The organism is Noviherbaspirillum sp. (assembly GCF_036563305.1).
Taxonomy (GTDB): Bacteria; Pseudomonadota; Gammaproteobacteria; order Burkholderiales; family Burkholderiaceae_D; genus Noviherbaspirillum.
In genome coordinates this window covers 471,382-491,390 of record NZ_DATCMQ010000016.1, presented here as the reverse complement: position 1 = coordinate 491,390, position 20,009 = coordinate 471,382, and the positions used below count along the sequence as shown (strand labels likewise).

At 66.9% G+C, this 20,009-nt stretch carries 17 protein-coding genes; 5 read left to right on the top strand and 12 right to left on the bottom strand.

Annotation, left to right across the window (positions count from 1 at the left end):
- Positions 1 to 57 precede the first annotated feature (57 nt).
- The 6 genes from VIM12_RS18755 to VIM12_RS18730 form a co-directional block, all read right to left on the bottom strand.
- Positions 58 to 1,230, bottom strand: coding sequence for an ABC transporter substrate-binding protein (locus VIM12_RS18755; protein WP_414691807.1), 1,173 nt, complete (start codon positions 1,228 to 1,230; stop codon positions 58 to 60).
- 85 nt (positions 1,231 to 1,315) lie between these two features.
- Entirely contained in the window at positions 1,316 to 2,023 is a 708-nt protein-coding gene (locus VIM12_RS18750; protein WP_331943503.1) for an ABC transporter ATP-binding protein, read from the bottom strand.
- On the bottom strand, positions 2,010 to 2,774 hold the full coding sequence (locus VIM12_RS18745) for an ABC transporter ATP-binding protein (RefSeq protein ID WP_331943501.1): 765 nt from the start codon (positions 2,772 to 2,774) through the stop codon (positions 2,010 to 2,012). Before VIM12_RS18745 ends, VIM12_RS18750 begins: the two co-directional genes overlap by 14 nt.
- Positions 2,767 to 3,792: a branched-chain amino acid ABC transporter permease gene (locus VIM12_RS18740; RefSeq protein WP_331943499.1), complete on the bottom strand. Its 1,026-nt coding sequence runs from the start codon at positions 3,790 to 3,792 to the stop codon at positions 2,767 to 2,769. Before VIM12_RS18740 ends, VIM12_RS18745 begins: the two co-directional genes overlap by 8 nt.
- Positions 3,793 to 3,794: 2 nt before the next feature.
- A complete protein-coding gene (locus VIM12_RS18735; protein ID WP_331943497.1) occupies positions 3,795 to 4,658 on the bottom strand; it encodes a branched-chain amino acid ABC transporter permease in 864 nt (287 codons plus the stop codon).
- A 311-nt stretch (positions 4,659 to 4,969) separates the two neighbouring features.
- On the bottom strand, positions 4,970 to 5,932 hold the full coding sequence (locus VIM12_RS18730; protein WP_331943495.1) for a LysR family transcriptional regulator: 963 nt from the start codon (positions 5,930 to 5,932) through the stop codon (positions 4,970 to 4,972).
- Positions 5,933 to 6,062: 130 nt separating this feature from the next.
- Between VIM12_RS18730 and VIM12_RS18725 the strand changes: the two genes are divergently transcribed.
- Positions 6,063 to 6,848, top strand: a complete 786-nt coding sequence (locus VIM12_RS18725; RefSeq protein WP_331943493.1) for an HAD family hydrolase — start codon at positions 6,063 to 6,065, stop codon at positions 6,846 to 6,848.
- A 62-nt stretch (positions 6,849 to 6,910) separates the two neighbouring features.
- Positions 6,911 to 8,197 (top strand): NAD(P)/FAD-dependent oxidoreductase, encoded by a 1,287-nt coding sequence (locus VIM12_RS18720; RefSeq protein WP_331943491.1) that lies wholly within the window; start codon positions 6,911 to 6,913, stop codon positions 8,195 to 8,197.
- Positions 8,198 to 8,219: 22 nt separating this feature from the next.
- Here VIM12_RS18720 and folE read toward each other — a convergent pair whose 3' ends face one another.
- The 4 genes from folE to VIM12_RS18700 all read right to left on the bottom strand — a co-directional run bounded on the left by folE (position 8,220) and on the right by VIM12_RS18700 (position 14,201).
- Positions 8,220 to 8,786, bottom strand: a complete 567-nt coding sequence (folE, locus tag VIM12_RS18715; protein WP_331943489.1) for a GTP cyclohydrolase I FolE — start codon at positions 8,784 to 8,786, stop codon at positions 8,220 to 8,222.
- Between the two features lie 113 nt (positions 8,787 to 8,899).
- Positions 8,900 to 9,427 carry a hypothetical protein gene (locus tag VIM12_RS18710; protein WP_331943487.1) on the bottom strand — a complete coding sequence of 176 codons (528 nt, stop codon included), beginning with the start codon at positions 9,425 to 9,427 and terminating at the stop codon, positions 8,900 to 8,902.
- Between the two features lie 137 nt (positions 9,428 to 9,564).
- Entirely contained in the window at positions 9,565 to 12,909 is a 3,345-nt protein-coding gene (locus VIM12_RS18705) for a DUF748 domain-containing protein (RefSeq protein ID WP_331943485.1), read from the bottom strand.
- A gap of 77 nt (positions 12,910 to 12,986) precedes the next feature.
- Complete coding sequence (locus tag VIM12_RS18700) at positions 12,987 to 14,201, bottom strand: MFS transporter (protein ID WP_331943484.1); 1,215 nt, start codon at positions 14,199 to 14,201, stop codon at positions 12,987 to 12,989.
- 177 nt (positions 14,202 to 14,378) lie between these two features.
- On the opposite strand from VIM12_RS18700, the gene VIM12_RS18695 reads away from it, so the two are divergent.
- On the top strand, positions 14,379 to 16,934 hold the full coding sequence (locus VIM12_RS18695) for a hybrid sensor histidine kinase/response regulator (RefSeq protein ID WP_331943482.1): 2,556 nt from the start codon (positions 14,379 to 14,381) through the stop codon (positions 16,932 to 16,934).
- Between the two features lie 256 nt (positions 16,935 to 17,190).
- Here VIM12_RS18695 and VIM12_RS18690 read toward each other — a convergent pair whose 3' ends face one another.
- Positions 17,191 to 17,466: an HU family DNA-binding protein gene (locus VIM12_RS18690; RefSeq protein WP_331943481.1), complete on the bottom strand. Its 276-nt coding sequence runs from the start codon at positions 17,464 to 17,466 to the stop codon at positions 17,191 to 17,193.
- Positions 17,467 to 17,496: 30 nt separating this feature from the next.
- Positions 17,497 to 17,679: a hypothetical protein gene (locus tag VIM12_RS18685; RefSeq protein ID WP_331943479.1), complete on the bottom strand. Its 183-nt coding sequence runs from the start codon at positions 17,677 to 17,679 to the stop codon at positions 17,497 to 17,499.
- Positions 17,680 to 17,832: 153 nt separating this feature from the next.
- Here VIM12_RS18685 and VIM12_RS18680 point away from each other — a divergent pair, with 153 nt between their 5' ends.
- Together VIM12_RS18680 and VIM12_RS18675 are read left to right on the top strand one after the other, a co-directional pair.
- Positions 17,833 to 18,978: a glycosyltransferase family 4 protein gene (locus tag VIM12_RS18680; RefSeq protein ID WP_331943477.1), complete on the top strand. Its 1,146-nt coding sequence runs from the start codon at positions 17,833 to 17,835 to the stop codon at positions 18,976 to 18,978.
- A gap of 113 nt (positions 18,979 to 19,091) precedes the next feature.
- Complete coding sequence (locus VIM12_RS18675; RefSeq protein WP_331943475.1) at positions 19,092 to 19,991, top strand: YihY/virulence factor BrkB family protein; 900 nt, start codon at positions 19,092 to 19,094, stop codon at positions 19,989 to 19,991.
- Positions 19,992 to 20,009 lie beyond the last annotated feature (18 nt).

The window sequence follows — 20,009 nt, the reverse complement described above, 5'->3', positions numbered from 1 at the left end:
CCACAGAATGCGACAAGCCGGCATTGCTGCCGGCTTGTCATCTGCTGCGTTGCTGACTTACTTGGCAGCGGACAGGCTGCGCAGGCTCAGGTTCTTGACCTTGCCGCCTTCGACCATGCCGACGTAAGTGTCGGCGAGCGAGCCGCCCTTTTCATCGACGCCGTCGATGCTGTTCGGGTTGAACTCGGCCGGCAGCTGCTTGTAGGCCGCATCCATCTTGCCGCGGATCGCCACCGGGTCGGACACGGTGCCTGCCAGCTTCATCGCCAGCGCGGTCGCGTGCACGGCGCTGTAGTTGAGCGACACTTCCGAGCTCGGGTCACGCGAGTGGATCTTGCGGAAGCGCTCGACGAAGGCCTTGGCTTCCTTGCGCTCGTCTTCCACCAGCGGCAGCACGCCGATCGAGCCTTCGATCGGGCCGTAGCCGCCGATCACCTTGGCCATCTCGTCCATCTTGGCCTGGTCGATGATGATGAAGCCGCCCTTGAAGCCCAGTTCGCGGGCCTGCTTGACCACCAGCGCGGTCGGCTCGGAGGCGCCGCCGACGAACAGCACGTCCGGCTTGCCTTGCATCACGCGGCTCACGCCGGAGTAGAAGTCGGTGGCCTTGTTGTAGGACATCGGATTCTCGGCGACGACCGTGCCCCCCGCCTTTTCCCAGGCCGGCTTGAATGCGGCGGTCCATGCCTTGGCGTAGTCATGGTCGGCGTTGGCGATGGCGACGTTCTTGCCGAACTTCGTCATCGTGGCCTTGATGAACGGATCGATGTAGCCGGTGAATTCCGGCGGGATGCGCACGCTCAGCTTGTTGCCGCGCGCGGTGACCTGCGGCAGCGAGGTGTAGGCCAGCAGCAGCACCGGGGCCTTCTCGTTGAAGGCCTGGACAGCGAAGATGCCGCCGGAGTGCGGCACCAGCACCGCCGGGGTCTTGTGCTGCTGGATCAGGCGCTGCACGTTGACGCCGGTCTGGCTCGGGTTGTACTGGTCGTCCAGCGACACGAGTTCCAGCTTGTACTTCTTGCCGCCGACGTCGAGGCCCTTGGCATTGATTTCATTGATCGCCATTTCCATGCCGGCCTGCACGTTCTTGCCGTACAGCGCGGCGCCGCCGGACAGCGGGCCCGAGAAACCGATCTTGACGACTTCCTGCGCCAGCGCGCCGCCGCAGAGGGTCAGGCCCATGGTCATCGCCGCCGAGATGCGGGTCAGTGCACCGAGTTGCTTCTTCATTTGCTTTGTCTCCTTGAGGTGGATCTGATTGCTGCCGAGTCATCCGCCGCCTTCATGGAAGCGACGGTACCTACTTTAATACGGATCATGCACCGATGTACGCCTTCCGCACCTGCTCGTTGTTCAGCAGTTCGTCGCGCGATCCCTCCAGAACGATGTGGCCGTTCTCGATCACGTAGGCGCGGTTGGCGATCTTCAACGCGGCGAAGGCATTCTGTTCCGCCAGCAACACGGTGGTGCCCGCCTTGTTGATCTTCTCGATAACGTCGAACACCTGCTTGACCACCAGCGGCGCCAGGCCGAGCGAGGGCTCGTCCAGCAGCAGCGCCTTGGGCCTTCCCATCAGGGCGCGGCCAATCGCCACCATCTGCTGCTGGCCGCCCGACAGTGCGCCCGCATTGACGTCGCGCTTCTCGTGCAGGATCGGGAACAGGTCGAATACTTCCTTGAGCGTGCGCTGCACGCCTTCCTTGTCCTTGCGGTGCACGTAGGCGCCGAGCATCAGGTTCTGCAGCACCGTCATGGCCGTGAACAGCTTGCGGCCTTCCGGGCAGTGCACCACGCCGTCGTGCACGATCTGCGACGGCTTCATGCCGACCAGTTCCTTGCTGCCGAACTTGATGCTGCCGGTTGCCGCCTTGTTCAGGCCGCTGATGGTCAGGAAGATCGAGCTCTTGCCGGCGCCGTTGGCGCCCAGCAGCACGACCAGCTCGCCCTGCTTCGCATGGATACTGACGTTATCAAGAGCCCGGAAGCTGCCGTAGTTCACCGAGACCTTGTCAAGCTGCAGCATGTTCACTCCCCAGGTAAGCTTCGATGACCACCGGATTCGAACGGATCTCGTCCGGCGTGCCTTCGGCGATCTTCTCGCCGTAGCTGAGCACCATGATCTTGTCCGCGAGGTTCATGATCATGTTCATCTTGTGTTCGATCAGGCAGACCGTCAGGCCGCTCCTGACCATCTTGCGGATCAGTTCGGCGAGACCGACGGTCTCTTCCGGATTGACGCCGCCGGCGGGTTCGTCCAGCAGCACCAGCGTCGGGTCGGTCGACAGGGCCAGCGCAAAGGCGACGCGCTTGCGCTCTTCCTGGGAGATATCGGCGGCGATGCGGTTGGCCACATGCGACAGGCCGACGAAATCCAGCGCGTCGCGCGCCTTCTCGCGGCACTTCTTCTCCTCTTCCTTCAGCCGGCGGCTGCCCAGCAGCACGTCCATCAGGCCGGAACGGGTGCGCAGCCGGTGGCCGACGATCAGGTTGTCGAGCACCGTGGCGCGGTCGAACAGGCTGGTCGTCTGGAAGGTGCGCGATACGCCCAGGCGGGCCATCTGGTCGGCCGGCAGGTTGGTCACGTCCTGTCCCTTGAAGACGATCTTCCCCGAGGTGGGCTGGATCGCGCCGGAGATCAGGTTGAAGAAGGTCGTCTTGCCGGCGCCGTTGGGGCCGATGATCGCGTTGATCTTGCCTTCCTCGATCGTGGTGCTGACGTCGCGCACGGCAGCCAGGCCGCCGAAGCGCTTGTTGAGTGCTTCAATCTTAAGCATGGGACGGCTTCTCCTGTTTTGCGGGCGCGACATCCTGCGCGCCGGGTGCACGTGCCGCGGCCGGAGCCGCCTTGCGGTAGGCCGCGCGGGCCTTCCATGCGAGATAGGTGCCGACGATGCCATTCGGCAGGAAGATGACGAGCGCCACCAGGATCGGGCCGAACACGATGAAGCGGTAGTCCTGGAGGAACTGCAGGTACTGCGTCAGCCACGGCATCGAGATCGAGCCGAGCAAGGGTCCGAACAGGGTGCCGATGCCGCCGACCAGCATGAACATGGTCATGTCGAAGGTATGCTCGACGCCGGCCAGGCCCGGGCCGAGGAAGCGCACCGCGCCTGCATACAGGCCGCCCGCGATGCCGGCATAGAACACCGACAGCGTGAAGGCCAGCACCTTGTTGCGCATCAGGTTGATGCCCAGCGCCTCGGCCAGCTCCTCGCTGTTGCGCACCGCCATGAACGTGCGGCCGAGCAGCGAGGTGACGATGCGGTGCATGATCCACACGCTGATCACCAGGAAGAACAGCACCATGTAGTACTGCCCGCGCGGCGTATCGAAGTCGATGCCGAGGAAGTTCTCCGGCGCCGGGATGCCGATGATGCCCACCGTGCCGTGCGTCAGGCTTTCCCACTTCTCGATCAGCAGGAACATGATGTAGCCGACGCACAGCGTGAAGATCGAGAAGAAGTGTCCCTTCAGCCGCAGTGACACTATGCCGACCGGAATGCCGACGGCGGCGGCGACGAAGCCGGACAGCACGAACGCCATCCAGAACGGCCACTGGTGGTCGACCGTCAGGATGCCGACGGTATACGCGCCGATGGCCATGAAGCCGGAATGCGCCAGGTTGAACTGCCCGGTATAGCCGGTGATGAGGTTGAGTCCGATGGTCGCGATCGCGTAGATGTAGGCGAGCGACATCACCGTCAGCAGGTAATCGTTCGACGCCATGAACGGGAACGCCAGGGCGAGCGCCACCAGGATGGCCCAGCCGATCTTGCCTTCAATGTATTTCATGCTTACCGCACTCCTTTGCTGAACAGGCCTTGCGGGCGGACGGAGAGGATGACGACCAGCAGGGCAAAGGCGATGATGTCCTTGTAGTCGGTCGACAGGTAGAAGCCACCGAAGGCCTCTGCGAATCCGATGATGAGGCCGCCGACGATCGCGCCGCCGACGCTGCCCATGCCACCGAGGACGATGATGACGAACGCCTTCGTGATGACCAGGTGGCCCATGGCCGGATACACCAGGTTGATCGGCGCGTACAACGTGGCCGCGACCGCCGCCAGCACGCCGGAGATGGCGAAGGTCAGCATGGCCACCCGGTTGGCATCGATGCCGACCAGCGCGGCGCCGTCACGGTTCTGCGCCATGGCGATGATGGTCGCCCCGGTGGTCGTCTTGTGCAGGAAGAGATGCAGCAGGACCATCAATGCGAAGGCGGCGACGACGATCAGCAGGCGCTGCTGCGGCATGATGAGGCCGGCGAATTCGAGGATGCCGCTGTAGGGCGTCTGCATGCGGTGGAAGTCGGCGCCCCAGATTGCCTGCGCACTCGACTCCAGGAACAGCAGGATGCCGATGGCGGCGATCATGTGATGCAGGCCGGGAGAGTTGCGCAGCGGGTGGAACACCAGGCGGTCGGCGATCACCGCCAGCAGCGCCACGGCGACGGCTGCGCCGGCCATCGCCAGCCAGTAGTTGAGGCCAAGCGAACTCATGAGCGAGAAGGCGACGAAAGCGCCCGCCATGTAGAACGCGCCGTGGGCGAAGTTGGGTACGTGCAGGATGCCGTAGACCAGGGTCAGGCCGAGCGCGACGAGGCTGTACACGCCCCCCAGCGTCAGACCATTGAGGAATTGCTGAAGTATGAGCTCCAAGTTGTAGTCTCCAGGGTTACTCGCGCGGTGCAACAGGCCCGGCGTTATTGTTGTTACGGGATCCCGAGGGATTGCGAGAAAGCTAACCGATAGCAGAGCAAGGTGTCAACGAAAACGGAACATTGTTTTGCATAGCAAAACTTCCAGTCTTTCACTTCCGCGCGACGGGGAAAACCGCGCGACGGCTTGGGTGCGGTGCACAAGAATGAAACGCTGTACGGGCGGGTCAGCGATGGCAGGCGAGATTGGCCGGAGTATGCATGCGACTGCATTGCAGAATTTGATTTCGCGCAATACCTGCTACCGGCTCCTCACTGGCTTCTCCTGCCCCGGCGCCCTTTGGCGCCGGAACGGTAGAACGGTTCGAGCAGCTGCATTGCGGCTTCCCGGCCATGCTCGATCGCGAAATCCTGGAAGGCGGCCGCGACCGTGGGGATAGGTTTGTCGGTCAGGTGCATCACGTACCAGTCGGCCTCGACCGGGTTGCCGGGCATCGGCAGCATGCCGACCAGCCCCGCGTCGAACTCCAGGGTACACGCATAGCCCGAGAGGAAGGCCACGCCGAGCCCGGCGACGGCCATGCGCTTGATGGCCTCGTTGCTCGACAGTTCGGAGCCGATGCGCAATGTCTGCCCAGCCTCCTTGAAGATCTTCTCGATCGCGGTGCGCGTGCCCGAGCCCCGTTCACGCACCAGCAGGTTGGCTTCCATCACGTCCTCCAGCCGGACCTCCCGCTTCGCCATCAGCGGATGATCGGGACTGGCGACGAAGGCCATCGGGTGGTGCGCGAACACCGCGGCGTTCGTACGCAGCTCGCGCGGCGGCGTACCCATGATCGCGAGGTCGATCTCGTGCTTGCTCAGCATGTTGATGATGTCGTTGCGGTTGCCGACCTGCAGCTTGATGCGCACGTCCGGCCGCTCGCTGGTGAAGCGCACGAGGATGGGTGGAAGCAGGTATTCGGCAGTCGTGATGGCGCCGATGCGCAGGGTGCCGCTGATCACGCCGCGCAATGCGGCGACCTCGTCCGTGGCCTGGTCCCACATGTGCAGGATGCGCTCGGCAAAGTCCGCCATTACCTCCCCTGCCGCGGTGAGCTGCACGCCGCGCCCGACCTTGCGGGTGAGCGGCGTGCCGGCCGCCTCCTCCAGCATCTTCAACTGCAGCGAAACCGCCGGCTGCGTCACGTGCAGCGCCTCCGCGGCTCGGGAAACGCTTTCATGGCGGGCCACCAGCAACAAGGCCTCCAGCTGTTTGAAGCTCGCGTGATGCATAAGCTTTTCCTTATCAATCAGCTACAAAAATTAATTTTTCTTTTGCATTTGCGGCGCTTATATTAACGCTAACAGTCGACGGAAGCGAGACGCCGTCGGAGCACATTCCAACGATAAAGGCAGGCCCATCATGGCAATCGAAGCTCTCATCCTCGCGCTGGACGGCGTGATATTCGACACCGAACAAGCCCATCTCGACGCATGCAATGCGGCCTTCGCAGAGTGCGGCGTCGCACTGCAGTGGTCCCTCGGGCAATTCCGCGAGGCTGCGCGACTGCATGGCGCCTCCCGCGCCATCGTCCAGGCAGGCCGCAGCATGGCGCCCAACGTCGCGGCCGCCTTGCAGGAGGCGGCGGAGGCCGGTTTCCGTCGTCGGCTCCAGGCGCAACCGCCCGCGCGCCACGCGGGCTGCACGTCGTTGATGGAGGAAGCGATCGCCAGCGGCTGCAAGCTGGCGGTGGTTACCGAGATGTCTTCGTCCTGCGCGGACGCGCTGCTGCAGCAGGCGTTCGGCAACGACGTCAACAACACGTTTGCCGTCGTCGTCGGCGGTGCCCGCTTCATCGGCGCGGCCGGGGCGCCGCAGGATGACGCCCACCGGCTGGCGATGCGCACGATGGCCGTGGACCCGGAACAATGCGCGGCGGTGGATGCCGCGGTTCCCGGACTGGCGGCCGCCCAGCGCGCCGGCATCTGGACGATGGCATCCACCCCTTATGCCCGTGATGTCGCCCGCATTTCCGGCGCAGACCTCTGGTGTCCCCAGTTGCAGGAACTGCGCGACCTGATCGGCAGGCAAGGTGTACCGGCCGACCGGCGCTACGTCAGCTTCTCCACCTTGCGGTCGCTCAAGCACGGCCAGCTGGGACAGCGGCCGGTGCTGCGCCGCCCGGTGCAGCACCGCCCCGCCGCCTGACACGGCGCATGCCGCACGGCCGCATGCGACGCATGCGGCATTTCAATCAGCAGGAGACCAACATGCAGACCATCGTGATTGCAGGAGGAGGCGCGGGCGGACTGGAGCTCGCCACCCGCCTGGGCAACACCCTCGGCCGTCCGGGACGCGCGCGCATCATCCTGGTGGACCGCTCGCCGGCCCACTTCTGGAAACCACTGCTGCATACGGTCGCGTCAGGCAAGCTCGACCCGCAGGTGTATCAGGTGGATTATTCCGCGCAGGCGGCCGAGCACGGCTTTCATTTCGTCTGCGGCGAGGTGGAAGGTGTCGACCGCGCCCGGCGCATGCTGCGTGTCGGCGCCTGGCGGGCCGCGGACGGCAGCGAGATGCAGCCGGCCCGCGCCATTCCCTATGACAGGCTGGTGCTGGCCTTCGGCGCGGTCACCAATTTCTTCGGCACGTCGGGCGCGGCGGAGCATGCGCTGACGCTGGACCATGTGCAGGATGCCGAGCGCTTTCGGCAACGGTTCATCGCCAGCTGCATGCGGGCCAGCAGCCGGCATGCCTACACGCCGGTCGACATCGTGATTGTCGGCGGCGGCGCCACCGGTGTGGAGCTGGCTGCGGAGCTCAGCCATACGGTGCGCGAGCTGGCGCGCTACAAGGTGCATAGCCTGGATCCGGCGAGCGACTTGCGGATCCGGCTGGTGGAGCGCGGCGAACGCCTGCTGCCGCAGCTCAATCCGCGACTGTCGCGCCGCGCAGCGCGACACCTGCGCCGGCTCGGCATCGAGATCTGCACGGGGGCCGCGGTCGCCAGGGTGGATGCGGACGCGGTGCATGACAGCGCCGGCAACTGCTATCCGTCCGATATCACCCTGTGGGCGGCCGGGGTGGAGGCGCCGGAGGTATGCACGCGCCTGGGCCTGACCCTCAACCGGCTGAAGCAGGTCATGGTGACGCCCAGCTTGCAGACGGTGGACGACGTGCGCATATTCGCGCTCGGAGACTGTTCCAGCCACGTCTGCCCGGTGAAGGGGGCGGCGGTGCCGCCGCGCGCCCAGGTCGCGCACCAGCAGGCGCTGTTCCTGGCCGACCTGCTGAGCCGCGAATGGAAGGACGCGCTGCCGCAGTTCCGCTACCGCGACTACGGCTCGCTGGTTTCGCTCGGACCGTCCGCCGCGGTGGGCGCGCTGGCCGGCGCCAGCGGCCGCGAAGTGCTGGTGGGCGGCTGGACGGCGCGGCTGCTGTACCGCCTGATGTACCAGAAGCATGTGATGGCGCTGCACGGCTTCGCGCGGATGGCAGCGCAGACGCTGGCCCACTGGATCCGGACCAAGGTGACGCCGCCGGTGCGGCTGCACTGACGCGGCCGCCGGCCGGACGCCCTTATTCCTTCTCGCGTGCGAGCGACAGGAATTCGGTGCGCAGGCCGAGATTGGTGCGCATTTCGCCGAGCAGCGCGGAGGTGACGGTCTCTTCGCCGGGCGTCTGGATGCCGCGGCTTTCCATGCACATGTGGCGGCAGCGGATCACGACGCCGACCGACAGCGGCTGCACATGTTCCATCAGCGCTTCCGCCACCTGTATCGTCAGGCGTTCCTGCACCTGCAGGCGCTTGGCGAAACAGTCGACCAGGCGGGTCAGCTTGGACAGGCCGACGATCTTGCCGTTCGGGGTGTACCCAACGGTGGCGGTGCCGAAGAACGGCGCCAGGTGATGCTCGCAGTGGCTGTACACGGGAATGCCGCGGACCACGATCAGTTCATTGTATTTTTCGGCGCCGTCCTCGAACACCTTGAGGATCTCCGCCGGATCCTTGCCGTAGCCGGAAGTCCAGTGTCGCCATGCCTTGTCGACCCGCGCCGGCGTGTCGCGCAGGCCCTGCCGTTCCGGGTCTTCGCCCAGGTGGCGCAACAGGCGTTGCCAGTCCTTTTCCGAAAAATCGTCTTTCATGCTGCTGCTCCTTTTGCGTAACGCAGGATTGTAGCCGCAGCGGCGTCGCGGTGCTTGCTGCCGAAGAACTACCCGATGCAGGAAAAGCATGCATCAAGGGCATTACCGTGTCCTCAGTCCGGGGCATGGCCGGTACACGCAAGCTGCGAGGCCGGCTGGCGCAACAGGCGGCCGCGCGCGAGGTCGTAGGTCCATAACTGCTCGACCACTGGCGGGCGGTCGTCGCCGGGCCGGCGCTCGCGCAGCACCGCAAGGAAGGAGGTGTCTGCGCCGTCCGCCAGCGCGCACTCCTCCGGCCGGGCGAGGCGGCGCGGCCTTGCCCGCTCCGGCGCCATGGGCGGCAGCAGGAGCACATCCTCGATGCGCCACTGCACGCGCCCGTCCTGTTCGCCCATGCGGCGCTTCAGCAGCGCTACCCGGCGCCCGCCGCAGTCGGCGGCGCCGGCGGTCCAGCCGGACTGCTCGGCGCCCTCGACCAGCAGCATGCTCTCCCCGGCTTCCGTGCAGGACGACCGGCCGGGCAGGATCGCCGCGCCAGGAGCGACGGCAGCGTATTCGAGGCCGAACAAGGCGGCCGCCTGCTGCTCCACGGGCGGCGTACGGGCGTCGGCGGGCATGGCGGCGGCAACGAGAACTAGCATGGCAGCGCATGCGCCTGCCGGCATGGCGGCGAATGGAGATCGCATCGGTTTCCTCCAGTGCAAAGCACCAGATGGTCATGACGGAATGACAACGCGTCAAACGGAGTTACAAGCTTTTTCCGTGCCGCCGGCGCCGCTCAGTGCAGCGCAAGTTCGGCGCGGGTGCCGCCCTGCCCGCCCTCGGGCGTGCCGATGCGAGGCGCCAGCAGGAAAATGCGCTCGGCGGGTACCTGTCCGTTCCTGACCAGCCAGTTGCGCACCGTCGCTGCCCGCTGGTTGCCCAGCGCGACCAGATCGTCCTGGTCCGGCGCGGCATGCTCGGCAATCATCCTCTCCATCTCCTCCACAGGCAGCGACTTCGGCAGCCCGAGCAGGTTGCGCGGCTTGTCGAAGGGCTCCTCCTGGTAGACCCGGCGCAGCAGGTCGGGATACTCTTCCGGCGTCACGCTCACGCTGCCCGGGCGCGGCGCCTCGCCGCCGCCGGCAGCCAGATCCCTCGCCTTCAGACTGCGCACCTTGCGGTCCACCGCGGCGCGCTTGAGCCCCGGCAGGTCGGACCGGGGATCGACCCGGCCGGCGATGTCCAGTTTCAGTGCCGGCCGCTCGGCCAGCGCACGGGCGACCGTGCCGAGCTTGCTCTCCGCGTCCGGCCGCAGCTGCGCGCGACCGGCTTCGAACTCCAGGGTCGACAGCTCTTCCTCGCCGCCGCCACCGAACATCGCCCCGAGCAGCCGGAACGGCTGGCTGGCGGCCTTGACGATCACATTGCCGAGCACCCGCAGCAGCAAACCGCCGACGGAAAACTGGGGATCGTCGAAGGAACCGGCGATCGGCAGGTTGATATCGATGACGCCGTTGCTGTCGCTGAGCAGCGCCGCGGCGAACCGCACCGGCAGGCTGGGCGCATCGGGGCTGTCGATCCTGTCGCCGAATACCAGCTGGTCCAGGACCAGGCGGTTCTCCGCGTTGAGCCGGCGCTCCTCGATCCGGTAGGCGACTTCAAAGGACATCTTGCCTTTCTCGATGCCGTAGCCCACGTAGCGCCCGGAATAGGGCGAAAGCGGCGCCAGTTCCATGCCGCGCACCGTCGCCTTCAGGTCGAGGAAAAGATCGCCCCGCAGCGGATTGAGGCGGCCGACCACCGACAGCGGGGCATTGTTGACTTCGCCGCGCAGATCGACTGCAGCGCTGCTGGCCGGGTCGGAGGACAGTCCCGACACGACGCCGCCGAACTGCGACAGGCTGGCGCTGTAGTTGGGCTTGATGAAGTTGTCGGTGAAGCGCACCCGGCCGCCCTGCAGCGTCACCTTGCGCACCGTGATCGGCGGGTTCTTCGCGGGCGCCCGCGCGGTCGATGTGCCGGCCGGGGCGGGCGCAGGCGCGGCCGCGGCTGCGGGGGCGGCCGGGGCGGCCGCAGGGGCGGCGCGGATCACGTCCTGCAGATTGATGCGTCCGTTCGCATCGATGATCAGCCGGGCGAAGAAATCGTCCAGCGCGACGTTTTCGATGGACAGCGCCAGCGGCTGCAGCCGGAGGTCGACGCCCGACATCGCCAGCGTCTTCCAGCGCAGGAAATCGGTGTTGTCATCCTTCTCGACGGTGGCGAGATTGCCCAGGCCGGCATCCCCCTTGAAGCCGCCCTGCAGCCCCTGCTCCTTGTCCATCGCCAGTTGCAGCCTGCCGTTCGCGTTCAGGTTGCCGCGCGTCATGCGCAGGTTGATGTGCTGGGTGACATAGGGCTGCAGCGGCAGCAGGTCGACCGCCTTCAGGTCGAGCCTGAGGTCGGCCTGCAGCGGCACGAGCGCGATGCTGCCCTCCGCCGCCAGGCGGCCGGTGCGATTAACGCCGGCGTCCAGTGCGACCTGTGCCAGCGCGCCCGGGGCCGAGGACAGATTGCGCACGGTGAGCGTCAGCGGGGCGACGGTGGTCGACGCCGGCTGCGCCTGTGCGCCGTCCTCCAGTCGCGCCGACCAGCCGGAGATGCGCACCGCGTCGATCGCGTACTGGTAGGGCCGCGCGCCCGTCGCTTCCTTCGGTGTTTCCTGCGATGCTTCCTTCGGTCCCGGCTTCGGTCCCGCCTTCGATACGCCTTTCGGGGCCTGCTTCGCTCCCTCCCGTGCCGGCGGCTTCGCCGGCGCCGGCTGTCCCCGCGTCGCCCCGAGCGGCCCGGACACGTCGGCAGCACCTGATGCAGCAGCCGGCAGCATCAGCAGGTCGGCGCGGGAAGAAGTGATCTCGCCGATGCGGATGTTCCGCTTCTGCAGGTCGACGGCAAGCTTGCGCACGCCGAGGTCGAACCGCTCCAGCGTCACCCGCTGCGGGGTGTAATGGTCGGCATAGCGCAGCATCGCGTCACGCAGGCTGAATTCCTGCAGCGTCACCCCGGCCAGACCGCCCGCGGCCGGCGCATTGCCCGCGGGCGGTGGCGGCGCGCTGTCCGGTGTCGCGGGCAGCAGGCGGGAGAAATTCCAGATGCGGTCCGGCCCGCGGGCGGCATCGGCCTGCAGGCCGGTCGCCGTCAGGCGCGCGATGTCGATGCGCGGCGCGAGCACATTCGCCTGCTTCAGCCCGAGCACCAGTTCCGCCAGCTTGAGCACCGGACGGCCGTCGGGCTCCAGCACCTGCAGCGCCTGCACCCGGGCCTCGCCGTCGAGCACCAGCGCGGGCGCCTTGTCCGGCGCCTGCCGGAAGCTGGCGGTCATGTCGATGTCGAGGCGCCCGCTTCCCACCCGCACCCGCAGGCGCGACGGCAGGTAGCCGAGATACCGGGTGAGGTCGACGTCGTCCGCCTGCAGCGCCAGCGTCGCCTCGCGGGTGTCGGCGAACGGACGCGCCTTTCCCTTGAGGACGAAAGGCGTGTTGTTGACCTTCGCGCTCAGCAGCGGCTGCACGAAGATTTCCACCTGCGACGGCAGCGACGAGATGAAGGGTACGCCAAGCTGGATGTCGGCCACCACGTGCCTGGCCTTCGCCGGACGGTCGTCGAAGTCGATGCGGCCGCCGGCGACTTCGATGTTGTTCACGGCGAAGCGCGCCCGCTCCTCGGAAGGCGGTTCCTGGTCGAGCCGTGCCAGGATGTCGTCGAAGTTGTAGCTGTGCGCATCCTTGCGCACCAGGTGCAGGCGCGGTCCATCCAGGCGCAGTTGCTGGATCACCGGCGCCAGCTGGAGCAGGGACTCCGCCGCGAGATTGACGCGCAACGCATCCGCCGAGGCGAACACGGTCTTGCCGTCCGGCTCCATCAGCCTGAAATCATGCATGCCGAGCGCAAGGGTGAACGGATTGAATTCGACGCTCCCGATGTGCGCGGCGCGCTGCAGCTTGTCGCCGATACGCTGCTCCGCCTGCGACTTGACCAGCGCGGGCAACAGCAGGAAGCCGAACAGCGTGTACAGGCACAGCAGGATCACTGCGCCGGCAAGCAGGCGGCGCAGCCAGCGCCAGCGCGGACGGGCCGGCGCAGCCTGAGGGGTGTTTCCCATATGAAAAGAACCTGGCGAAGGAAGGGTGGGAATGCGGGGATTCTACCGGCGGCGAACGAGGTTCACGCTGACAACGCTCATTGCCGCACGATTCCGCCGGGGTGCACATGCAGCTTGCGCCCGGCGCCCAGGCCGGCGGCCAGGGCCGACAGCGCGGCCACGGCAAAGAACAGGGCCGGCGCATCCCAGCCGCCGGTCCAGCCGTACAGCAGTCCGGTGAGGAAGGGACCGCACGCGGCCAGCAGATAGCCGACCAGCTGGGTCATGCCGGACAGGGCAGCCACGGTACGCGCGTCAGGGGAGCGCAGCACCACGAGCAGCGTGGCCACCGTGAAGGAACTGCCCTGCCCCACACCGAGGATCACCGCCCACCACCATACCTGTCCGAGCGGCGCATACATGGCGCCGAACAGGCCCGCCATCATCAGCACGACCAGGCCCAGGACCGCGCCGCGCTGGTCCTTGCCCCTGCCGGCCATCCACGGCGCCACCAGCGTGGCCGGAAGTTGCGCCGCGATCGACACCGACAGCACCGCGCCGGCGGCGAGCGGACTCAATCCGCGGTCGATCAGGATGGTTGGCAGCCAGCCGAACACGCAGTAGGCCAGCAGGGACTGCAGTCCCATGTAGCCGGCGACCTGCCAGGCCAGGGGACTGCCGGCAAGGCTGCGCAATCCTGCCGGCCGGCCGCGGCTCTCGGCGGGCGCCGCCGGGTCCGGCGGCGCGGCGGCCGCCCAGGCCGCTGCGCCGGCAAGCGCCGGCAAGGCCCAGAAGGCCAGCGAGATGCGCCAGTCGCCGGCGCCCAGCTGCTGCAGTGGCACCGCCAGGCCCGCGCCGAGCGCGGCCCCCAGGGAAAGGGCCATCGTGTAAAGCCCCGTCATCGGTCCGATGCTTTGCGCAAAGTCGCGCTTGATGATTCCTGGCAGCAGTACCATCACGATGCCGATCGCGGCGCCGGCGAAAAACGTTCCCGCGAAAAGTGCCGGCAAGCCGCCAAGCACCCGCAGGGCGAGGCTCGCCGCAAGCAGCAGCAGGCAGCCCAGGATCGTGCGGCGGGTCGAAAAGCGGGCGGCCAGCAAAGCACCGAGCGGCGCGATCAGGCCGAAACAGAGCACCGGCAGCGTGGTGAGGACCCCGGCGCCGGCCGCCGACAGGCCGGTCGCAGCACGCAGGGCTTCCAGCAGGGGCGCAATGCCGGAGAGGGCCGGACGCAGATTGAGGCTGACAAGGAACAGTGTGAGGGCAAGCAGCAATGGCGCTGTCGCGCTTCTTCGATTGGCGGTTGGATGCATGCGCCGTATTGTCCCGCACTTCGCCCCTCCCTGCAGACCGTCATTGCGAACCTGTCGCAGCGCACGCTGTCACCCCATACGCATCGAACGCGAAGAGAAGAAACCCGACATGAACCGGACCAGCATTCCCCGCGCCCTATCCGCCGCGACGCCGGCGAGCTCGCCGGGAGCGAAAGAATGACGATGTCGCGGGACTTCGATTTCCTGTCCGGCGATGATGCGATGCGGGCGCTGATGCGCGAGCGCGACTGGTCGCGCTCGCCTCTCGGCCACCCCGAGACCTGGTCGCCGGCGCTGCGCACCCTGGCGGGCATGATGCTCGATTCCAAGTTTCCGATGTTCCTTGCCTGGGGGCCGGAGCTCGGCTTCATCTACAACGCCCCCTATGCGGAAGTACTGGGCGCAAAGCATCCGGAAGCAATGGGCGGCCGCTTCCGCGACATCTGGGAAGAGATCTGGGACGTGGTCAGCCCGCTGGTCGGGCGCGCCCTCGCCGGCGAGGCCACGTTCCACGAAGACCTGCCGCTGCTGATGCTGCGCAACGGACACGAGGAACAGACCTGGTTCACGTTCTCGTACTCGCCGGCGCGCGACGAGAGCGGCAGGATTGCGGGCATGCTGTGCGCATGCACCGAGACCACGGCGCGCGTCCTGCTGGAGCGCCGCCAGGAATTCCAGCTGCAGCTGGCGGACCGCGTGCGCGGCCTCACCGAGTCCGCGACGATCATGTCGACGACATCGGAAGCGATCGGCCGCCTGCTGCGCGTCGCGCGTGCCGGCTACGGCGAGGTGGCGCCGCCGGACGATACGATATCGGTTGCCGGCGAATGGACCGATGGGCGCCTGGCGCCGCTGGCCGGCGCGGCGGGCCCGTTGCGTGCCTTCGGCAAGGCGGCCCTGCAGGCGCTGCGCGAGGGTCACACCATCTGTGTCGACGACGTCGAGGCCGCAGCATTGACCGCGCCCTGCGCCGCCACCTATGCCGCCTGCGGCGCCCGCGCCGTGCTTGCGGTGCCGCTGCGCAAGGGCGGCCGGCTGCATGCGCTGATGTACCTGCACGATCCGGCGCCGCGGTGCTGGACTGCGGACGAGGTGATGCTCGCCGAACATGTGACGGAGCGGACCTGGGCCGCGCTCGAACTCGCGCGCGCCGAAGAACAACGGCGCCGGGCCGAGGAGGCGCTGAATGCCCAGCTCGCGGCCGAACACCAGCGCCTGCGCAAGCTGTTCGAGCAGGCACCGGGTTTCATGGCAGTGCTGCGCGGACCGGATCATGTCTTCGAACTGGCCAATGCGGCGTTCACGCGCCTGGTCGGCACCCGCCTGCTGATCGGCAGGACGGTGCGTGACGCCATGCCGGAACTGGAAGGACAGGCCTTCATCGAACGGCTGGACCAGGTCTACCGCAGCGGCGAGCCCTACTTCGCCAGCGAGGCACAAATCCGCCTGCGACGCGACCCGGACGCGGCGGACACCGAGCACTACGTCGACTTCGTCTACCAGCCGTTGACGGAGCACGACGGCACGGTGTCCGGCATCTTTGTCGAAGGCTACGACGTCACGGAGAGAAAACGCGCGCACGAGGCGCTGCGCGCCGCCGACCGGCGCAAGGACGAGTTCCTGGCGATGCTCGCGCACGAACTGCGCAACCCGCTCGCGCCGATCAGCAATGCGGCCGAACTGCTCCGCCTGCAAAGCGCCGACAATCCGCGCATCAACCAGGCCAGCGACGTCATCGCGCGCCAGGTTGCGCACATGTCCGGACTGGTGGACGACCTGCTCGACGTCGCGCGCGTCACCGGCGGATTGATCAAGCTCGACATGCAGCCGGTGGAAATGCACAGCGTCGTCGCCGGTGCGGTGGAACAGGTGCGTTCGCTGATCGCGGCGCGCGGGCATCGTCTCGCGGTCCAGGCCGACGACGATGCGCTGTTCGCCTGCGGCGACCGCACGCGCCTCGTGCAAGTGGTGGCCAACCTGCTCAACAACGCCGCCAGGTACACGCCGGATGGCGGCTCGATCGCGTTGAGGCTCGCCGCGGACGACAGCGACGTCCGCATCCTCGTGCAGGACAACGGCGTCGGCATCGCGGCGGCGCTGTTGCCGCACGTGTTCGAACTGTTCACGCAGGCCGAGCGGGCACCCGATCGCTCGCAGGGCGGCCTCGGCCTTGGTCTGCCGCTGGTGAAAAACCTGGTCGAGCTGCATGGCGGCCAGGTTGCCGCATACAGCGACGGCCCTGGCAAGGGGAGCACCTTCGCAGTGACACTGCCGCGCCTGCTGCCTTCGGCGGTGAACGATGCGCTACCGGAGGAACCGGCACAGGCGCGTCATGCCGAAACCGGCATGCGGGTGATGATTGTCGACGACAACGTCGATGCCGCCGAAAGCCTGACGATGCTGCTGCGGGCGGGCGGCTACGACGCGAGCGCCTGCTTCAATGCCGGGCAGGCATTGGAAAAAGCCGGCGCCATCGCGCCGCGGGTGTTCCTGCTCGATGTCGGCCTTCCCGACATGGACGGCTACGCACTGGCCAGGCAGCTACGTGCGCAGCCGGCACATGCCAATGCGCTGCTCATCGCCTTGACGGGGTACGGACAACCGCATGACTTCGCGCGTTCGAGGCAGGCAGGATTCGACCACCACCTGGTGAAGCCGGCGAAAGTGGCGGACATCCTCAAGCTGCTCGCGGCTGCCTCGCGTGCCGAGATGGAAACAGGGGAAAAACGCTGAACCGCGCCGCTGTCGCACGATGAGCACGATGCGCGAGATGTGATGCTTGAGGCGCCAGGACGGGCCCCCGGCTTTGCAGATGCAGGGCAGCTGTGGTGAAGGCGATGCGCGAAGGCCGCGCTGTCGATGACGACCTCCGCCGCGCGAAGCGACGAAAATCGCAAACCAGGAAACGGGGAAACGGCGAGCGGGTGAAAACCGGAAGCTTCGCGCCGGCGGCGAGGCTTCCTGCTTTCGCCCCCGGGCCCGGTGGCGATCAGCCGTTGACCGCGTCCTTGAATGCCTTGCCGGCGGTGAACTTCACGGTCTTCGCGGCGGCAATCTTGATCTCCTCGCCGGTACGCGGATTGCGGCCGGTGCGCTCTGCGCGGCTGCCGCAGCCGAAGCTGCCGAAACCGACCAGCTGTACCGTGTCGCCTGCCTTCACGGCCTTGACGATGTTGTTGATCGCGGAATCGAGTGCACGCTGTGCAGCGACCTTGGACAGATCGCATTCAGCGGCGATGGCATCGACGAGTTCGGTCTTGTTCATCAATATTCCTTTCTAGAAAAGGGTCTGATTCTAGCAAAAGAAAAGCGCGATAGGCTTCCCGGTTTGCGGCTCGGACACAGAAAAAGCAAAAAAACCGGCCGGCTTGCGGCAGATCAGCCGGAAGGCCGCGGCGCAGCCATTGTAGCGGTTCGCGCGGCGGCGTTTTCCTTGCACGGCGTTGCGTGTCGTCGTCCTGACATTGGCATCGGTCAAGCTGGCTGCAGGTAGACGGCATGTGCAAGGAACCGTGCGCTGCAGCGCAACTCATTCATTGCGTGGCCGGGCATGCTGCCCCGGTCCTGCAGGTTATCGGGCAGGCGCAAACGCGACTGCACCAAAAAGAATCAATAACGAAGAGACTTACCCATGCTGAGGATCGCCCTCATTTCCAATGAGCTGCCGCCGTACCGCGTGCCGTTCTACAGGACGCTGGCGCGCATGCCCGACGTCGCGCTGCAGGTCGTCCTGTGCAGCCGGCGCGAGCCCAACCGCCAGTGGGAAATTCCGCCACTGGATTTCGGGCACGTGTTCCTGCGCGAACACGTCATCACCCGCAATGGACGCTACATTCACAATAACCCCGGCGTGATCTCCGCGCTGCGCAGATTCGCGCCGGACGTGGTGGTGACGGGCGGATTCAACCCGACCCATCTTTATGCGTTCGCGTATGCGGTTGCGCGCGGCATACCGCATGTCGTCATGACCGACGGCACCGATATCTCCGAGCAGGGCCTGAGCAGTCTGCATCGTACCGTCCGCCGCATCGTGTATGCCCGCTCGCGCAGCTTCGTTGCGGCGAGCCGGGGCGGACACCGCCTGTTCGAGCAGTACCGCATTCCTGTCGCGCGGCGCTATACCTCCTGCCTGTGCGTCGACAACGACGAGTTCGCCAATGGCGCCGCGTTCGACGACCGTCCGGTCGACTTCCTGTTCTGCGGACGGATCGAGGCCGTCAAGAATCCGCTGTTCGCGCTCGAGGTGGCGATCGCCGCCGCCGAACGCCTGCAGCGACGGGTCAGCATCATGTTCGTCGGCGCGGGCAACGAGGAACAGGCACTGCGCGATGCGGCCGCCCGGCACGCCGGCAAGGTCAACGCAAGCTTCCGCGGCTTCGTCTCGCACGATGACCTGCCGGCGATCTATGCCGCCGCGCGCATCTTCCTGTTCCCGACCCGCTGGGATCCCTGGGGCGTGGTCACCAACGAGGCCTGTGCCGCCGGCCTGCCGGTCCTGGTCTCGCCGGAAGCGGGCGTTGCAGGCGAACTGGTGATCGACGGCCGCAACGGCAGCGTGGCCGAACTCGACGTCGGCACCTGGGCCGACCATGCCGCGGCGCTGCTGCAGGACCGGCGCGCCTGGGAAGAGGCATCGGCCAGCAGTATCTCGATCGTCGGCCGTTTCAACTACGAGAGCGCCGCGGCGGGATTGCGCGACGCATGCCGCGCGGCGGTTTCGCCCGGCCGCCTGGTGCGCGGGCACGAAAGGCGCGGCCGCGCCGGCGGGGCCTCCTGAGCGGCGCCTGCGCTGCCACAAATCCCGCAGGCGGATTCGCTTGTGGAAGATCAGGGCGGACCCGGGGCCGGCGGACATAATCGGCTCATTCCCACTTCCCCCACGGTATCCGCATGGCCGCCCTGCCCCGCCGCCCGCTGTTGCACCAGCTTCGCCGGATGCTGGTGGCGGCCGCCGGAAGCTGGGTCGAAGACCGGGCAGCGAGCAAGGGCGCGGCGCTCGCCTACTACACCCTGTTTTCGCTCGCGCCGATCCTGGTGATGGTCCTTGCCATCGCGGGCGCGGTGTTCGGCGAGGAGGCGGCGCGCGGCGCCATCTTCAACGAGATCAACGGACTTGTCGGCGACGCGGGGGCGGAGGCAATACAGCTGCTGCTTGCCAATGCCCGCAACGAAAAGACCGGGCTGGCCGCCACGGTCGCCGCCCTGTTCCTGCTGGCAGTCGGCGCGACCACCGTGTTCGGCGAGCTCAAGGACAGTCTCGATCAGATCTGGCGCGTGCCGCCTTCGCACCAGTCCGGCATCATCGAGTTCATTCGCACGCGCCTGCTTTCGTTCGGCATGATCCTGGTGCTGGCCTTCCTGCTGCTGGTCTCGCTGTCGGTGAATGCCGCGCTGTCGGTGCTGCAGAAGGAGGTGTCCGGCTATTGGGCACAGGCCGCCTTCATCCTGCTGCCGCTGTCCTCCGGCATTTCCTTCCTCGTCATCGCGGGACTGTTCGCGGCAATCTTCAAGCTGCTGCCGCAGGTGCACCTGCCGTGGCGCGACGTCATCGTCGGGGCGCTGGTGACCACCCTGCTGTTCGGGGTCGGCAGGAACCTGATCGGCGCCTATCTCGGCGGCAGGGACGTGGCCGACAGCTATGGCGCGGCCGGATCGGTGATCGCCCTGCTGCTTTGGGTGTACTACTCTGCCCAGATCTTCTTCTTCGGCGCCGAGCTGACCCGGCAATACGCGCTGCACTTCGGCAGCATGCGCGACCGGCTCGACGATGACGGACACACCGCGGCGTGACAGGCACACCGCAGGTTT

Coding starts and splice junctions, on each gene's coding strand:
- VIM12_RS18710 (WP_331943487.1), bottom strand. CDS start 9,427: ATGCTAGTTCTCGTTGCCGCCGCCATGCCCGCCGACGCCCGTACGCCG.
- VIM12_RS18675 (WP_331943475.1), top strand. CDS start 19,092: ATGGCCGCCCTGCCCCGCCGCCCGCTGTTGCACCAGCTTCGCCGGATG.
- VIM12_RS18740 (WP_331943499.1), bottom strand. CDS start 3,792: ATGAAATACATTGAAGGCAAGATCGGCTGGGCCATCCTGGTGGCGCTC.
- VIM12_RS18680 (WP_331943477.1), top strand. CDS start 17,833: ATGCTGAGGATCGCCCTCATTTCCAATGAGCTGCCGCCGTACCGCGTG.
- VIM12_RS18745 (WP_331943501.1), bottom strand. CDS start 2,774: ATGCTTAAGATTGAAGCACTCAACAAGCGCTTCGGCGGCCTGGCTGCC.
- VIM12_RS18750 (WP_331943503.1), bottom strand. CDS start 2,023: ATGCTGCAGCTTGACAAGGTCTCGGTGAACTACGGCAGCTTCCGGGCT.
- VIM12_RS18720 (WP_331943491.1), top strand. CDS start 6,911: ATGCAGACCATCGTGATTGCAGGAGGAGGCGCGGGCGGACTGGAGCTC.
- VIM12_RS18695 (WP_331943482.1), top strand. CDS start 14,379: ATGACGATGTCGCGGGACTTCGATTTCCTGTCCGGCGATGATGCGATG.
- folE (WP_331943489.1), bottom strand. CDS start 8,786: ATGAAAGACGATTTTTCGGAAAAGGACTGGCAACGCCTGTTGCGCCAC.
- VIM12_RS18690 (WP_331943481.1), bottom strand. CDS start 17,466: ATGAACAAGACCGAACTCGTCGATGCCATCGCCGCTGAATGCGATCTG.
- VIM12_RS18705 (WP_331943485.1), bottom strand. CDS start 12,909: ATGGGAAACACCCCTCAGGCTGCGCCGGCCCGTCCGCGCTGGCGCTGG.
- VIM12_RS18725 (WP_331943493.1), top strand. CDS start 6,063: ATGGCAATCGAAGCTCTCATCCTCGCGCTGGACGGCGTGATATTCGAC.
- VIM12_RS18755 (WP_414691807.1), bottom strand. CDS start 1,230: ATGAAGAAGCAACTCGGTGCACTGACCCGCATCTCGGCGGCGATGACC.
- VIM12_RS18700 (WP_331943484.1), bottom strand. CDS start 14,201: ATGCATCCAACCGCCAATCGAAGAAGCGCGACAGCGCCATTGCTGCTT.
- VIM12_RS18730 (WP_331943495.1), bottom strand. CDS start 5,932: ATGCATCACGCGAGCTTCAAACAGCTGGAGGCCTTGTTGCTGGTGGCC.